This is a genomic window from Nocardioides bruguierae, from assembly GCF_023554635.1.
Lineage (GTDB): Bacteria > Actinomycetota > Actinomycetes > Propionibacteriales > Nocardioidaceae > Nocardioides > Nocardioides bruguierae.
Window position 1 is genome coordinate 41,079 of the sequence record NZ_JAMJPH010000021.1, and the last position, 16,129, is coordinate 57,207.

Consider the following 16,129-nt stretch of genomic DNA (forward strand, 5'->3'; position numbering starts at 1 on the left):
CAAGGTTCTGCCGGGTCACGACAGGGGTTCCTCAGCGCCGCGTCAAGTCCGGGTCAAGCATTCCTGTGGGTCCGCTGTCGATCCTGTGGGGTGGCTGTCGGTGCAGGTCAGGGGCGGGGTTCGATGCGGGTGGTGCTCGACCACCAGGCGAGCGCTCGTCGCCGGGAGGTCGTGACACGTTCGGACGCTCCAGCGGGCCCTGGAGCCGTCCGAACGTGCCACGTTCCGGTCAGTGGTCTCGACGTGCGCTCGTCGCCAGGGCTCCTCGCTGCTCGACCACCGCCGGCCGGCGGGGTCAGGGGCGGGCGGGGCCGAAGGTCAGTCGCACGCCGCGGGCGCGTCCGTCGGGGCCGGGGTCGATGAGCTCCAGCCAGCCGCCGGAGGCCTCGGCGGCACCGCGCGCGATGTCGAGGCCGAGGCCGCTGGAGCCGCGGTCGCTCAGGCCGCGACGCAGCGCGTCGGGGGCGATGCCGGAGCCGTCGTCCGTCACCTCGATCGTGGTGGCCGAACCCTGCGCCGCGACCCGGACGGCGAACGCGGTGCCCTCGGGGGTGTGTGCGAGGACGTTCTCGAGCAGGGCGTCGAGGGCCGAGCCGAGGTCGTCGGGGGTGCTGCGGACCTCGAAGGCGGCGTCGGGGAGGTCGAGGGTGAGGGCTCGGCCCTGGTCCTCGGCCAGCGGCGCCCAGAACTCGACCCGCTCGCGCGCCACGGCGACCGCGTCGACGCTGGGGTGCAGGCCCTCGGTGTTGCCGCGACGCGCGGCCCGGATGATCCGGGTCAGCGACCGCTCGAGCGCGTCGACCGCCGACTCCAGCTCGGCGCGCTCCGGCGAGGCCGGCAGGGTCTCCACGCCCAGCCGGACCGCCATCACCGGGGTGCGGAGGCGGTGGGAGAGGTCGGCCGCCTGCTCGCGCTCGGCGGTGAGCAGCTCGTCGATGCGGGCGGCCAGCGCGTTCAGCTCGACGGCCACGTGGGCGACCTCCGGCGGCCCGGAGACCGGGGCGCGCGCCGCCAGGTCGCCGCCGGAGAGGGCGACGGCCGTGGCCGCCGTGCGCTGCAGGGGTCGGACGAGGCGGCGCGAGGTGACCTCGGCGGCCAGCCACGCCAGCAGCACCAGGGCCAGTGCGACGGCGCTGCCGACCAGGTAGCGCCACCGCAGCACCGTCGACAGGTGGTCGTCGTCGACCACCGCGACCACGCGCAGCTCGCCCGCCCCGTCCGTGCGGCAGATCAGCTCCACCGCGGTCACCTCGTCGGTGGAGACGATGCTGGTCGACTCGACGCCGGGGCTGCTGTCGGCGTCCCCGTCGCCGTCGGGCCTCGCGGACGCGGAGTCCCGCTCGTCGTCCCGGTCCGAGCCCGGGGTGGAGGCCGGGGTGGAGGCCGAGGAGGAGGCCGACGGAGTCGACGAGGACGAGTCCCGCTTGTCGTCACCGTCCCCGTCGCCGTCCCAGTCCGGGCCGAGGGCGAGCGCCACGTCGTCGTCCAGGTCGGCGCCGACGAGGGTGTCGTCGGCCAGCCGCACGGTCACGGGGTAGTCGCTGCCGGCGTTGACCCGGTCGAGGTAGTCGGCCAGTCGGTCGACGTCGACGCTGCCGGAGGTGAGGTACCCGGCGACGCCGTCGGCGGCGTCCGTGGCCCGGGCCTCGGCCGCGGACTGCGCGCTGCCCTGCAGCACGAGGGCCAGCGGGACGCCGGCCAGCGTCAGCACCACCAGCGTGGTGCCGACGACGAGCAGGATGATGCGGGCGCGGAGGCTCATGCCGGGCCCGGCTCCACCAGCTTGATCCCGACGCCGCGCACGCTCACCAGGTAGCGGGGGTGGGCGGCGTCCTCGCCGAGCTTGCGGCGCAGCCAGGAGAGGTGGACGTCGACGGTGCGGTCGGCCCCGCCCCACGGCTGCTGCCACACCTCCGCCAGCAGCTGCGGCTTGGAGCGCACCTCGCCCGGGTGCGCCATGAGGTCGGCCAGCAGGTCGAACTCCTTGCGGGTCAGGTCCACCTCGGACCCGTCGAGGGTGACGGTGCGGCCGACCGGGTCGAGCCGCAGACCACCGACGACCAGGGCCGGGTCGCCGTCGTCGGCCTGCCCGGCGCCGGAGCGGCGCAGGACGGCCCGCACCCGGGCGTCCAGCTGGGCGGCGGAGAAGGGCTTGACCAGGTAGTCGTCGGCGCCGGCGTTGAGCAGGCGCACGACCTCGGCGTCCTCGTCGCGGGCGCTGGCGATGACGACCGGTGCGCCCTGCAGCATCCGGCTGAGCTCGAGCACGTGGGCGCCGTCGATGTCGGGCAGGCCCAGGTCGAGCACGGTGACGTCTGGGCGGTCCTCGCCGAGCAGGCGCACCGCCTCGGCGCCCGTGCCCACCGCGGTCACGACGTGGCCGTGAGTGCGCAGCCCTCGGCTGAGCGCCTCCCGGATCGTCGGGTCGTCCTCCACCAGCAGCACGCGAGCCACGGGCGAAGGGTAGCCGCGCGACCTGTGCGTGCGCGGTGAGGAGGGGTCAGCCGCGCAGCGGGTCCTGCTCGCGCATCTTGACCGCGAGCACCGGCACCGGCGACTCCAGCAGGAGCCGCTGGCTGACACTGCCGAGCAGCGCCTTGCCCACGGCGGTGCGGCGCTTGAGGCCGATGACGAGACGGCTGACGCCACGGTCGCCGATCTCGTCCAGCACCGCGTGCACGGGGTCGCGGTCGCCGCGTCCGGCCCGGTTCACCACGGTCGCCCGGCCCTCGCTCGGCACCAGGTCGGCGCCGAGGGGCTCCAGCCCGAGGTTCATCACGACGACGTCCGCGTCCAGCTGGCGGGCCTCGGCGAGGCCGGCCGCGAGTGCTGCCTGCCCCTCGGGGCTGTCGGTGACGGCGACCAGGACGGTCATGGGCTACTCCTCCGTGACGCAGCACCAGGTGCCGGCGGAGAGACCTCCGCAGGCCCGGCCCCCGCCGCTGCCCACGGGGGTCACCACGAGGTTAGGACGCGGCGGGCCCCTCGGTCCCACCGTCGCGGACGTGATGTCGACTACGTGTGTCGGCGACCACGTCCGCGCAGGTCAGAGGGTGATCTGCCACCCGCCGGCAGCAGGGCCCGCGAGGGTCAGTCCACGGACCGCCGCGCTCCCGCCCACAGGTCGATCCCGGACTCCACGGCGTGGTGGTCGATCCGTGAGAGCTCCTCCTCGGTGAAGGCCAGGTTCTCGGTCGCGGCGACGTTCGCCCGCACCTGCTCGGGGCTCGAGGCACCGACCAGCACGGAGGTGACCCGGTCGTCGCGCAGCGCCCAGGCCAGCGCCATCTGTGCCAGCGTCTGCCCGCGGTCGGCGGCCATGTCGTTGAGCGCGCGGACGTGGGTGATCGCCTCGTCGGTGAGCAGGGCCGGGTCGAGCGACTTGCCCTGGCTGGCGCGCGAGCCCTCCGGGACGCCGTCCAGGTACTTGTCGGTGAGCATGCCCTGCGCGAGCGGGGAGAAGGCGATGCAGCCGGCGCCGACCTCGCCGAGGGTGTCGAGCAGGCCCGGGCCCTCGATCCAGCGGTTGAGCATCGAGTACGAGGGCTGGTGGATCAGCAGCGGCGTCCCGAGGTCCTGCAGGATGGCTGCGGCCTCGGCCGTGCTGGCCGCCGAGTAGGAGGAGATGCCGACGTAGAGCGCACGGCCCGAGCGGACGACGTGGTCCAGCGCCCCCATCGTCTCCTCCAGCGGCGTCTCCGGGTCGGGGCGGTGGTGGTAGAAGACGTCGACGTAGTCCAGGCCCATCCGCTCCAGGGACTGGTCGAGGCTGCTGACCAGGTACTTCCGGCTGCCGCCGACGTCCCCGTACGGGCCGGGCCACATGTCCCAGCCGGCCTTCGAGGAGATCACCAGCTCGTCGCGCAGCCCGGCGAACGTGGTGCTCAGGTGCCGGCCGAAGTTCGTCTCGGCGCTGCCGTAGGGCGGGCCGTAGTTGTTCGCGAGGTCGAAGTGCGTGACGCCGGCGTCGAACGCGGCCTGCAGCGTCGCGGCCTGGCGGTCGAAGGCGACGTCGTCGCCGAAGTTGTGCCACAGGCCGAGGCTGACCGCCGGCAGCTTGAGGCCCGAGCGGCCCGTGCGGCGGTAGGGCATCGAGGCGTAGCGGTCGGGAGAGGGCTGGTACGTCATGGCGCCATCCTGCCCACACACGTGCCCGACCTCACCCACCCGCACCCCCCGCCGAGTCGGCAGCAACTGTCACGGGGCGGGCTCCATCCGGGCGAAGCAGATGAAAGCTACTGCCGACCCGGCGCCGCGGTGGGCAGGTCGTGGGTGGCCGCGAACGCGGTGAGGTCGCGGCGCTCGATGGCAGCCGCCATCAGGTCGGGGAAGAGGTCGGGCGTGCAGGCGAAGGCGGGGACGCCGACCTCGGCCAGCGCGGCCGCGTGGTCGGCGTCGTGGGCCGGCGCACCGGAGTCCGACAGCGCCAGCAGGGCGACCACGGTGACGCCGGCGGCGACGAGGTCGCGGGCACGCCGCACCATGTCGTCCGCGATCCCGCCCTCCAGCAGGTCGCTGACCAGCACGAGCACCGTGTCCTCGGGGGCCCGCACCAGCGACTGGCAGTAGGCCAGCGCCTTGTTGATGTCGGTGCCGCCGCCCAGCTGCACGCCGAACAGCACGTCGACGGGGTCCTCGGCGAGGTCGGAGAGGTCCACCACCGCGGTGTCGAACGCGACGATGCTGGTGCTCAGCGAGCGCAGCGAGGCGAGCACCGCGCCGAAGACCGAGGAGTAGACGACCGACTCGGCCATCGAGCCCGACTGGTCGAGGCAGAGGATCACGTGCCGCTCCAGGCTGCGGGCCCGGCGCGCGTGGCCGACCAGCCGCTCCGGCACCACGGTGCGGTGCTCGGGCAGCCAGTGCTTGAGGTTCGCCGTCACCGTGGCGGGCCAGTTGATGTCGGCGGGCTTGGGACGGCGGCTGCGGGCCGCGCGGTCGAGCGCACCGGTCACCGCCTGGACCGTCTTCTGCCGCAGCCGCTCCTCCAGCTCGGCCGTCACCGTCCGCACCACCGCCCGCGCGGTCTCGCGGCTGTGCGGCGGGATGACCCCGTTCAGCCCGACCAGGGTCGAGACCAGGTGCACGTCCGGCTGGACCGCCTCCATCATCTCCGGCTCCAGCAGCAGCTGGTGCAGGCCGAGACGGTCCATCGCGTCGTGCTGCAGCACCTGCACCACGGAGGTCGGGAAGTACGTGCGGACGTCGCCGAGCCACCGCGCCACCCGCGGCGCCGAGGCGCCCAGCCCGCCGGAGCGGGGTGCGTCGTAGAGCTGCGAGAGCGCCTCGTCCCGCCGCCGGTCGTCGGCGGAGAGCCGGGGAGCGCCGTCGTCGCCGTCGTCCGGCCCGGGGCCCTCACCCGGACCCTCGCCCGGGCCGATGCCCTGGCCGCTGCCCGAGCCCTCGCCCGTGCCGTCGCCGCCGGGCGGCGGGTCCAGCCCCGCGCCCTTGCCGAGCACGAGGCGCCAGCGGGTCAGCCGGTCACGGCCCACGGGGTCGCTCATGCCGAGACCTCCCGGTCATCGGCCACGTCAGCGGGGGTGGGAGCGCGCAGCGGCAGCCCCAGCATCTCGGCCACGGTGAGCGCGGCGGGCATCCCGACCGCCAGGTCGAGCCGCTCCTCCGAGGACGAGGGCGCGGGCTTCGGCCCCCGCCGCAGCCGCGTGCCGATCTGGGCCCGCTCGGGCGGGGTGTAGCGCGAGAACGTGCGCCGCAGCAGCGGCAGCAGGTCCTCGAAGGTCTCCTCGGGCACGCCGGCCACCCACTGATCGACCAGCCCGAGCAGCGTCGCGTCGTGCAGGAGCAGCAGGGCGTCGCCGTCCAGGAACCCGTCGAGCCAGGCCGCACCCGCGGCCGCGTCGGCGCCGCGCGAGAGTCGGCGACCCATGCGGGCGGCCGCCTCGTCGGCGTCCAGGTGACCACCGTCGAGCAGCAGCCGACAGGCCCGCCCGGCCACCGACCCGTGCACCCGGTCGTCGCCGGCGACGGCACCGAGCGCCTGCGTCCAGGCGGGGCCGAGGTCGCCGGCGAGCGGGTCTCTCTCGAGCAGGGCGAGCCCGCGGTGGGCGGCGTCCACGGCCGCGCGCATGGCCTCGGCCGCGTCGTCGTCCAGCGTCACGCAGGCCGGGCGCAGGCCGACGCTGCCGCGCAGCGCAATGGTGCGCAGCACCTCGGCCACGCGGTGGGTGTCGGAGCCTCGGACGTCGCCGTAGCGCCGCGTCCGCGCCAGGGGCTCCACGGCCCGCAGCAGGGCGAGGGCGTCGGCGTGCTGGGCGGTGCGCTCGGCCAGCGCGTCGACCACCGGCCCGACCGCGTCGGGCAGCTCCGCGAGCAGGCACTGCTCCACGAGCCCGCCGAGCGTGGCGAGGTCACCGGCCCGTCTGGCCTCCTCGGCCACCTTGCCGGAGGCCGCGTCGAGCACCGTCGTCCCGTGCAGGCCGGCCTCGACCACGGCGACCTCGAGCTCGGGCTCCCACGCCAGCTCCCACTCCTCGCGGAACGTGCCCGCGCCCCAACCCGGCAGCTCGGTGCCCCACCCGACGCCGAGCAGCCGCAGCCGGTGCAGCAGCAGCGAGCGGGCGCGGCCGGCGTCGCGACGCAGGTCGAGCGAGACCGTCTGCGGCTCCGGGGTCACCTTCAGCCGGCACGAGCGCTGCTGCTTGGCGAGGTCCTGCGCGAGCGGGGTGCGGGGCAGGTGCTCGGGGACGCTGCCCAGCGCCGAGCCGACGACGAGCCGGTCGTGGATCAGCCGCATCGGCAGCTCCGAGCCGCCGCAGAGCACGGCGGTCGTGGCGTCGGTGAGCTCGGAGAGCCCCACCGACGGCCGGTCGCGCAGGGCGGCCAGGGCCTCGGCCGCGCGCACGGTCTCCACCACGGAGGCCGGTGGGGCGTCGATGCCCTCGGTCCGCAGCTCGCGGGCCACGCGCGCCAGCCAGCCGGAGACCACGTCGGTGCCGTCGCGCCAGGCCGCGAAGAGGTGCTGGTACCAGCCGGGGCTGGTCACGCCCGCGCCGTAGCCGGACTCGGTCGCGAGCCGTCCTGCCGACCACGGCGCCCAGGTCGCCGTCACCTTCACCTTGGGCAGCTTCGTCAGCGTCCTCGTGTCGTGGCTCTTCGGCGGCCACGCCGACTCCTCCAGCCGCGGCGCGTGGTAGGCGCCGCAGACCACCGCGACCACCTCGTGCTCGGCCGCGACCGCCCGCAGCACGCGGCGCATGGACGCCTCACGGCGGTCGTTCTCCACGTCGGTGAAGCCCTCTCGGGACTCCTCGATCGCCCGGACCTCGGCCATCGCCTGCGAGACCGCGACGAACGCCGGCAGCACCGAGTCCTGGCCGCCGCGACGGTGCTCCACCGCGTCCTCCCACCAGCGCTCGGCGTCCTCGTAGCCGGCCGCGCGGGCCAGGGTCGCGAGCGGGTCGAGCCGGGACGCGCGGGGCGGTTGCTCCCCGGTGTCCGGCCCCTCCTCCTCGGTGTCGGGCTCGTCGGGTTGGGCAGCAGCAGCCGACGCCAGCGCGAACGCGTGCGCGGCGGGCAGGTCCGCGAACCGCACGGGCACGCCCCGCTCGGCAGCCCAGCGCAGCGCGACCCACTCCGGCGAGAACTCGGCCAGCGGGTAGAAGGACGCCCGACGCGGCTCGTCCGCCACGTAGACCAGCCCGGCCACCGGCGGCACGAGGCCGGCGTCGGCGGCGTGCGGCACCAGCGCGTCCAGCTCGGGCGCGCCCTCGATCACGACGGCGTCGGGCTCCAGCTCGGTCAGCGCGCGCAGCACCGACCGGGCCGAGCCCGGCCCGTGGTGGCGCACCCCGAGCACGTGCACGCCGGCGTGCCGGAACAGCGGGGGCTCGGTGCCCGTGGCGGCGTCAGCCGAGGTCACGGCACGCCCGGTAGAGGTCCGCCCACTCGTGCCGGTCGCGGACGACGGTCTCCAGGTACTCCTGCCAGACCACGCGGTCGGCCACCGGGTCCTTCACCACCGCGCCGACCAGCGAGGCGGCGACGTCCTCGGCGTTGACCCGCCCGTCGCCGAAGTGCGCCGAGAGCGTCGCGCCGTTGACGACGACACTGATCGCCTCGGCCGTCGAGAGCGTGGCCGAGGGCGACTTCAGCGCGGTGCGCTGGTCGTCGGTCGACCCCGAGCGCAGCTCGCGGAACACCTGGACCACCCGCGCGACCTCGGCCAGCGGCGCGACGTCCTCGGGCAGCGCGAGCGAGGACGACAGGGAAGCCACGCGGCTGCGGACGATCTCGACCTCCTCCTCGAGGCTGTCCGGCAGGGGCAGCACCACCGTGGTGAAGCGGCGCTGGAGCGCGGAGGAGAGGTCGTTGACGCCCTTGTCGCGGTTGTTCGCCGTGGCGATGACGTTGAAGCCGGGCCGCGCCTGCGTCTCGGTGTCGAGCTCGGGGACGGGCATGGTCTTCTCCGAGAGCAGCGAGATGAGGGCGTCCTGCACGTCGGCGGGGATGCGGGTCAGCTCCTCGATGCGCGCCACCGAGCCGGACTCCATCGCCCGCATCACCGGGCTCGGCACCAGCGCCGCACGGCTCGGGCCCTCGGCCAGCAGCCGCGCGTAGTTCCAGCCGTAGCGCAGCGACTCCTCGGGCGTGCCCGCCGTGCCCTGCACGAGCAGGGTCGAGTCGCCGCTGATCGCGGCCGCCAGGTGCTCGCTGACCCAGGTCTTGGCCGTGCCGGGCACGCCCAGGAGCAGCAGGGCGCGGTCGGTGGCCAGGGACGCGACCGCCACCTCCATCAGCCGACGCCGCCCCACGTACTTCGGGGTGATCACCGTGCCGTCGTCCAGGGTGCCGCCGAGGAGGTAGGTCGTGACCGCCCACGGCGAGAGGTTCCACCGCGGCGGCCGCGGCCGGTCGTCGGCCGCGGCCAGTGCCGCCAGCTCGTCGGCGAACTGCTGCTCGGCGTGCGGGCGGAGCACCTGCTCGTCGGCCTCGCTCGTCGTGGGGGAGGCGGGCGATGGGGTGGGCGTCATGCGAAGGCCTCCGTGAGGGCGGGGACGAGGTCGAGCAGGGTGGCGAGGCGGTGCAGCGGGTGGGTCTGGCCGTCCGAGGCTGCCAGGCGGCGCACGTGGTCGGCGGTGGTGGGGTGCAGGTGCGCGGCCAGCTCGTCGACCAGGTCGTCGAGCACGTGGGGCGGCCGCTTCAGGCGCTCCAGGCGCGCGAGGACCGTGAGCGAGGTGGCCTCGTCCCAGGTGGGGTGGCCGTCGGCCACGGGGAGCAGGCGGACGGCGGCGGTCAGCTCCGGCACCGACGTCGCCTGCCCCACGCGGGAGAGCACCGCGGGCCCGCGCTCGGCGTCGGGCAGGACGGCCGCCACCCGGGGGTCCCAGTCGGGGCCGCTCGCCTGGGCGGCCAGCACCGCTCGCGCCCACACGACGTCGCGGCGCAGCGCGACCGCCCGGCGCACGCCCGGCCACGCGTCGGTGCCGACGAGGCTGCGGGCCGCGACCTCCGCGGAGACGCCGGTGTCGGTCCAGGTGGCCAGCGGTGCGCCGGCGGCCAGCCGCTCCAGCCACCAGCCGCGCCGGGACCGTCCGCGAGGCGCAGGACCGAGCCCGTCGCGGGGCGCTGCCGCGTCGTCGTCCGGGAGCCCGACCTCGAGCGAGCGACGCAGCATGCCCTGCGGGCGCACGAGCGGGGCCAGGACGTCGGCCAGCCGCTGCGCCCGCGGCGAGCCCGGCAGCGCGTCGAGCAGTGCCAGCGCCTGCTCGCGCACCCCGGCGGCGCGGTCGTCGAGCGCGGCCTCGAGGAACGCGGCGTCGGCCTCGCCGAGGCCGACCTCCAGGGCGGTGAGCAGCTCGGCCCGGACCGCCGCCGAGTCGGTGCGCCACGTGGACTCCACCAGGGCACGCGCGGCGTCCGGGTCGTCGGCGCGGAGCCTGCGGACGAGCACTGCGCGGTGGCTCGAGCCGAGCAGCGCCCAGGCCGCCGGGTCGACGCTGACCGGACCGTCCTCGGTGGGTGCCAGCGCCCACGTCCACTCCTGCCGACGCGACGCCAGCCACGTGCCGCGGGCGTCCAGCACACCTCGGACGCCGGCCCGCAGCTCGCGCCGCTTCGTCGCCGTCGTCAGCAGTGGCACGAGCGCGTCGTGCGGAGCGCGCACGCCGGCGCTCGCCGCGGCCTCCAGCCACCGCCGGAGCGCGTGGCCCGAGAGCCGACCGCCCACCGGGGGCTGGGTCAGCAGCAGGGTCAGCAGCTGGGCGGCCCGCGCGGGCGCCGGGGCGAGCGTGTCGTCGGGGGCCGCCGCCTGCTCCTCGGTCGCCTGCGGGGCCACCGCGCTCGCCCGCAGCAGGGCCGTGCCCGTGGCGGCGGCGTCGAGGAGCGCCGTCGCGGGGTCCGCCTCCGACCTCGTCGCCACCGGCGAGGTGAGCCCCGCGGGCAGCGGTCGGCGAGCCGTGCCCACCAGCGCCGTCGAGGTCACGGCCTCCCACCACGCGCGGAGGTGCTGGCCGTCGGGTGCGGTGGGTGGTCTCGACGTGCGCTCCTCGCCGGCGCTCGTCGCTGCTCGACCACCGGGTGCGGTCCGCTCCTCGCCGGTGCTCGTCGCTGCTCGACCACCCAGCGGGGAGACCGCGAGGGCGCGGAAGCCGCCGGCCTCCAGCTCGCCGAAGACCCGGGTGGGGCGGCCGCCGGTGAGCGCGGCGAGCACCCACGGGTCCTCGCCGTCGAGCAGCGGCACCGACGCGCCGACCGCGTCGGTGACGGCGTGCTCACCGATGCGCGCGTCCTCCAGCACCACGGGCACGCGGGAGACCCACGGGCTGCGTCGCCACGCGTCGGCGAGGCTCGCCTGGCCCGCAGCCAGCGTCCCGCCGGGAGGGAGGGGGTCCGTCGCACGCAGCAGCACCGGCTCGGTGGCCAGCAGCGCCCGGCGCGGATGGGTGCCGTCGTAGCGGGCGACGGCGGCACCGAGCACCGAGCCGGTGAGCCGGGCGGTGGGGAGGGCGGTGCCCCCGGCGGCGAAGTCGAGCAGCCGCACGACCTCGCCGGTGCGCAGGCCCTGGAGCCAGGTGCGCTGCTCCTGCACACGACCGCGGTCGGTGCGGTGGGCGCCGAGGACGAGCCACTCGTCCTCGAGGGAGTCGGCGGCGCGGACCTCGGCCGAGGGGACCGCCCACCCGAGGTAGGCGCGCAGGTCGGCCCGTTGCGGCAGCGGCAGGTCGTCGCGCCGGCGCCAGGCGTGGACGGTGGTCCACCACAGCCCCACCTCCGCCAGCAGGTGATCGGGCCAGTCCGGGCGGGCGAGCACCTCGGCGCTGAGGTCGCGCACGCGCTCGGCCAGGCCGGGCACCTGGGCGTCGACGAGCCGGGCCGCGGTCTCCTCCCACCAGGACGTGGAGCGGGCGCGGGCGTCGGCGGTGCCGGCGCGGGCCAGGTCGGTGAGCCAGCGGGCCAGGTCCTCCATGCCGTCGTCCATCAGTGCGAGCCGCTCGGCGCGGCGCTTGGCCTGGGCATCGGTGTCCACGGGCTTCGCGGGCTCGGTGGCCGCCGCCGTGGCCGCCGCCTGCGCACGCTTCTCGGCCCACGCCCGCGCGGTGTCCTCGGGCTCGCCGGCGCTGCCGGCGTCCAGGGAGCCGCGCACCCACAGCGACAGCAGCGCGAGGGAGTGCTTGCACGGGTGCTTGCGGCTGGGGCACGAGCACCGGTAGGCGGGGCCGGTCAGGTCGACGCTCACCTGGTACGGCGTCCGCCCCGACCCCTGGCACTGGCCCCACAGCAGCGTCTCCGTCGCCCCGCACCCCGACCACGGGCCCTGCCCCGGCGGCAGCGCCAGCTTCCGCGCGGCCGCCCAGGACGAGGCGTCCGGGGCCGCGCGCTGGACGCGGTCGAGCGTCCACTCGGAGATCGCGGCTGACATCGCGCCCATCATGGCGGACGCCCCCGACATCCCTCGTCCACCGGTGCGGTGAACGTTGCTGCCGACTCACCGCCGAGTCGGCAGCAACTTGCTGCCGACTCGGCGGGGTGAGGGTGGGGCTGAGGGCGGGGCTGGGGGCGGGGAGAGGGATCAGTGCTGGGCGTTGGCCGCCTCGAGGAGGTCGACGAGGGCGGCCTTGGTGGCGGCCGGGTCGTCACTGGGCTGGAAGCCGAGCAGGCGGCCGACGGGGATGGCTCCCATCATCTCGGCCATGTCGCCCCCGAGGCTGTCGTCGTCGTTGCCCGACTCCTCCATCGACCTCGCGAACGGCAGGGCGTCGGCGACGCGGGGGCCGGCGTAGGGGTCGGCGAGCACCTCCTTGAGCGTGGACTCCAGGTCCAGCGGGAGGCGGACGGTCTCGCCGGCCACCTCGACCTCGGCGAAGGTGTGCAGGTCGCGGCTGGAGGAACCGGTCCACACGGCGTAGGTGCCGGGCTCGAGGACGAAGCGGGAGACCCGCTCGTCCCACACCTCGAGGTCGCGGTGCTCGATGCTCACGGTGACCTCGCGGCTCTCGCCGGGCTCGAGGTCGACGGAGGCGAAGCCGCCGAGGACGCGCACGGCGCGCTGGTAGGCGGAGCCGGGCAGGCCGACGTAGGCCTGGACGACCTCGCGGCCGGCGCGCTGACCGGTGTTGGTCACCGTGACGGTCGCAGTGACGCCACCCTCGCCCGCGGCCAGCGCGAGGCCGGAGTGGGCGAAGGTCGTGTAGGAGAGACCGAAGCCGAATGGCAGGGCGACCTCCATGTCGCGGGCGTCGTACCACTTGTAGCCGACGAACAGACCCTCGCCGTAGCGCACGTGGGAGTGCTCGCCGGGGAAGTTGAGGAAGGCCGGGGTGTCCGCGAGGCGCAGCGGGACGGTCTCGGTGAGACGGCCCGAGGGGTTGAGCACGCCGGTCAGGACGTCGGCGACGGCCTTGCCGCCGCCCTGGCCGAGCAGGGCGCCGTCGACGACCGCGGGCACCGCGGCGAACAGCGGAGCCACGTCGACCACCGAGCCGTGCGTGAGCACGACGACGGTGCGCGGCTGCGCGGCCGCGACGGCCTCCAGCAGCGCGAGCTGGTCCGCGGGCAGCTGGAGGTCCGTGCGGTCGTAGCCCTCGGACTCGATGCCGTCGGTCAGGCCGATGAACAGCACGCACGTCTGCGCCGCGGCGGCCGCTGCGACGGCCTCGTCCACCAGCGCCTGGTCGGGCACCATCGAGGCGGTGTAGCCGGGCGCGAAGGTGACGCTGCCCACCCCTTGGCCGTCCAGCGCACCAGTGAGCTCCTCGAGCGGGACGTCGAGCCTCGTCGGGTTCACGTGCGAGCTGCCGCCGCCCTGGTAGCGCGGGGTGCGGGCCTGCTCACCGATGACGGCGACCGACCCGGTGCCGGTGAGCGGGAGCAGGGGGGCGTCACCGACCGGCTCGTTGCGCAGCAGGACGATCGAACGGGCCGCGGCCTCGCGGGCCAGCGCGTGGTGGGCGTCGGCGTCGAAGGTGGTCCCGGGCCTGGCGGCGGCGGTGGCGCGTGCGGCCAGGCCGGCGACGCGGGCGGCCGCGCGGTCGACGGACGCCTCGTCGAGGACGCCGTTCTTGACCGCGTCCACGACCTCGGCATCCGAGAGACCGCCGTCGGCGGGCATCTGCAGGTCGAGGCCCGCGCGGACGGCCTCGACGCGGTCGGCCACGGCGCCCCAGTCGGAGACGACCAGGCCCTCGTAGTCCCACTCACCCACGAGGACCTCGGCCAGGAGGAACGCGTTCTGGGAGACCAGCACGCCGTTGACCCGGTTGTAGGAGCACATGACGGTCCACGGCCGGCTGTCGCGCACCGCGCGCTCGAATGCGCGGAGGTAGACCTCGCGCAGGGGGCGGGCGTCGACGTCGGAGGAGGACCGCATCCGGTCGTCCTCCTGGTTGTTCAACGCGTAGTGCTTGAGCGAGGTGCCGACGCCCTGGCTCTGCACGCCGTTGATCCATGCCGCGCCCATGGCGCCGGCGACCAGCGGGTCCTCGGAGTAGTACTCGAAGTTGCGGCCACCCAGCGGCGAGCGCTTGATGTTGACGCCGGGGCCCAGCAGCACGGCCACGCCCTCGGCCTGGCACTCGGTGCCCAGGGCCTCGCCGACGCGGTGGACGAGGTCGAGGTCCCACGTCTGGCCCAGGCCCGCGGCGGGCGGGAAGCAGGTGGCAGGCACGGAGCCGCCCATGCCGAGGTGGTCGCCCTTCTCCTCCTGCTTGCGCAGGCCGTGCGGGCCGTCGGTGACGAGGACGCCGGGGATCTCGCCGACGGCCTTGGTACGCCAGAAGGACTGGCCCGAGCCGAGCGAGGCCTTCTCCTCGAGCGTGAGGCCGGCGATGGCCTCGAGGTCGGTGTACGGGCTGTCGGTCGGACCCATGACGTCTCCTTCGATGTGGGGATGGGCGGCATGGCCGTCGGGGTGACCGCCGCCACGCCGAAAACAGTACAGCGTTCTGTTTCTGCGCGGAAGGTCCTAGGGTGCGGGGCATGACGAGCACCGGTGCCCCGCGCGGCCAGTACGCCAAGGGCGCGGCCAAGCGGGAGGAGATCCTCCAGGTGGCCCTCGAGGTCGTCGGCCGCGTCGGGACGGGTGGCGCCACGGTGCGCGAGATCGCGGCGGCCGCCGGGATCAGCCCCACCGGCCTCATGCACCACTTCGGTTCCAAGGACGAGCTCTTCGCCGCCGTCCTGGAGGCCCGCGACCGCGGAGACGGCAGCGTGCTGGTCGCCGAGGCGGCGGCCGGCGAGGCCGTCCCGCTCGACCGGGTGCAGGACGCGCTGCGCTCGATGCTCGCCCACAACGTGGACGTGGCGGGGCTGATCGAGCTGTACGTGACCGTGCTGGGCGAGGCCATCCGGCCCGACCACGCGGCGCACGAGTACGCCACCGGACGCTACGTGCTGGTGCGCCGGGAGATGGCGGCCATGCTGCGCAGCGCCCAGGCGGCCGGTGACCTGCGCGCCGACCTGGACACCGACGTCGCCGGTGCGCTGCTCGTCGGCGCGCTCGACGGCCTCCAGCAGATGTGGCTCTACGACCGCTCGCTCGACATGGCCGAGCACGTGGACGCCCTGCTGGAGTCCTGGCGGGCCTGAGCGACCCCGAGGGACGGCCGGCGGGCGCAGTCGGGCCGCCCGCCCTGAGGGAGGGGGCGGGCGACCCGGCCTCTCCACGGGGGTGGGGGGATGAGTCGTCAGGCCGGCCGTCCGTGGACGGTGGGCCGGGCGACGCCGTGGGTCGGGTGGAGCGGCTCAGGCGGCGCCGGGGGTCCTCGAGGCGACCGTCGCCGGCTCGTGGAACTCGCCCAGACGGGAACGCAGCACGCCGAGCACGTGGGCGAGGCGGCGCGAGACCTGGACCTGGGAGACCCCCAGGGCGTCCCCGATCTGGCTCTGGGTGCGGTCCTCGACGAATCGCATCACCAGCAGGTCCTGGTCGCTGTGGCTCAGACGGGCGATCTCGTCCTCGAGCGTGAGCCGGTCCACCAGGTCGGCGGTCTCGTCGACGCCGGTTCCCAGGTCACGCTGCCCGCCCTCGCCGTCCTCGCCCTCGAAGCGCCGGTCGAGGGAGTCGGCGTGGTAGGCGCTGCCCGCCGTCATCGCGTCGGTGACGGTGGCGGAGGTGGTGTCGAGGTCGTGGGCGGCCGTGTCGACCTGGTTGCTGGTCACCCTGTCCCAGCTGCGGCCCGAGCGCACCAGTCTGCCGTGGGCCTGCTGGACGGAGCGGGGCGGACGGATCGTCCAGCCGTTGTCGCGGAAGTAGCGCCGTAGCTCGCCGCGGATGGTGGGGACGGCGAAGGCCGGGAACGGGTGCCCGCCGCGCACGTCGTAGCGGTCCACGGCGTGGACCAGCGCGAGATAGGCGACCTGCTCGAGGTCGTCCGTCGCGACGCCCTTGTGGCGGTAGCGCGAGGCCAGGGATCGGGCCATCGGCATGTTCAGCCGGACCACTTCCTCACGGACCCGACGGGTGTGCTCGTCGGGGACCATGGTCAGCCCGTGCCAGTCCGCGAGCAGAGTGGCGGTTCTCTGGTCGGACGGGCGGACGGGACGGTCGTGGTCGTCGTGGGCTGGGGGGCCCAGGTGCGGATCGGTCGTGTGGATCATGGTGCTCGCCTCCACGAGGGAGTTGGGGAGTGTTGCTCGGGCCGGGGGTGGCGCGTGCCAGGGGGCTGAGGCCGGT

Annotated in this window: 11 protein-coding genes; 1 reads left to right on the forward strand and 10 read right to left on the reverse strand. The window is 75.4% G+C overall.

The window, feature by feature from the left end; all coding sequences use genetic code 11:
- Positions 1-295: 295 nt before the first annotated feature.
- From M8316_RS11975 to M8316_RS12015, 9 genes are all read right to left on the reverse strand, one after another.
- Positions 296-1,762, reverse strand: coding sequence for a sensor histidine kinase (locus M8316_RS11975; protein ID WP_250054856.1), 1,467 nt, complete (start codon positions 1,760-1,762; stop codon positions 296-298).
- Complete coding sequence (locus M8316_RS11980) at positions 1,759-2,454, reverse strand: response regulator transcription factor (RefSeq protein ID WP_250054858.1); 696 nt, start codon at positions 2,452-2,454, stop codon at positions 1,759-1,761. The genes M8316_RS11975 and M8316_RS11980 overlap by 4 nt, the downstream gene beginning before the upstream one ends.
- A gap of 46 nt (positions 2,455-2,500) precedes the next feature.
- Positions 2,501-2,875 carry a universal stress protein gene (locus M8316_RS11985; protein WP_250054860.1) on the reverse strand — a complete coding sequence of 125 codons (375 nt, stop codon included), beginning with the start codon at positions 2,873-2,875 and terminating at the stop codon, positions 2,501-2,503.
- A gap of 215 nt (positions 2,876-3,090) precedes the next feature.
- Positions 3,091-4,128: an L-glyceraldehyde 3-phosphate reductase gene (gene mgrA, locus M8316_RS11990; RefSeq protein WP_250054861.1), complete on the reverse strand. Its 1,038-nt coding sequence runs from the start codon at positions 4,126-4,128 to the stop codon at positions 3,091-3,093.
- Positions 4,129-4,235: 107 nt separating this feature from the next.
- Entirely contained in the window at positions 4,236-5,504 is a 1,269-nt protein-coding gene (locus M8316_RS11995) for a VWA domain-containing protein (RefSeq protein WP_250054864.1), read from the reverse strand.
- A complete protein-coding gene (locus tag M8316_RS12000; protein ID WP_250054866.1) occupies positions 5,501-7,879 on the reverse strand; it encodes a DUF5682 family protein in 2,379 nt (792 codons plus the stop codon). The genes M8316_RS11995 and M8316_RS12000 overlap by 4 nt, the downstream gene beginning before the upstream one ends.
- Complete coding sequence (locus M8316_RS12005) at positions 7,866-8,990, reverse strand: ATP-binding protein (protein ID WP_250054868.1); 1,125 nt, start codon at positions 8,988-8,990, stop codon at positions 7,866-7,868. Before M8316_RS12005 ends, M8316_RS12000 begins: the two co-directional genes overlap by 14 nt.
- A complete protein-coding gene (locus tag M8316_RS12010) occupies positions 8,987-11,878 on the reverse strand; it encodes an SWIM zinc finger family protein (RefSeq protein WP_250054870.1) in 2,892 nt (963 codons plus the stop codon). The genes M8316_RS12005 and M8316_RS12010 overlap by 4 nt, the downstream gene beginning before the upstream one ends.
- A 150-nt stretch (positions 11,879-12,028) precedes the next feature.
- The gene (locus M8316_RS12015) at positions 12,029-14,323 is read right to left on the reverse strand and encodes a glycoside hydrolase family 3 C-terminal domain-containing protein (RefSeq protein ID WP_250054872.1); all 2,295 of its coding nucleotides are present in this window, start codon (positions 14,321-14,323) and stop codon (positions 12,029-12,031) included.
- A 110-nt stretch (positions 14,324-14,433) separates the two neighbouring features.
- On the opposite strand from M8316_RS12015, the gene M8316_RS12020 reads away from it, so the two are divergent.
- Positions 14,434-15,042 (forward strand): TetR/AcrR family transcriptional regulator, encoded by a 609-nt coding sequence (locus M8316_RS12020; RefSeq protein ID WP_250054874.1) that lies wholly within the window; start codon positions 14,434-14,436, stop codon positions 15,040-15,042.
- A gap of 156 nt (positions 15,043-15,198) precedes the next feature.
- Here the strand turns inward: M8316_RS12020 and M8316_RS12025 are convergent, their stop codons facing one another.
- Positions 15,199-16,053, reverse strand: a complete 855-nt coding sequence (locus M8316_RS12025) for a sigma-70 family RNA polymerase sigma factor (RefSeq protein WP_250054876.1) — start codon at positions 16,051-16,053, stop codon at positions 15,199-15,201.
- Positions 16,054-16,129 lie beyond the last annotated feature (76 nt).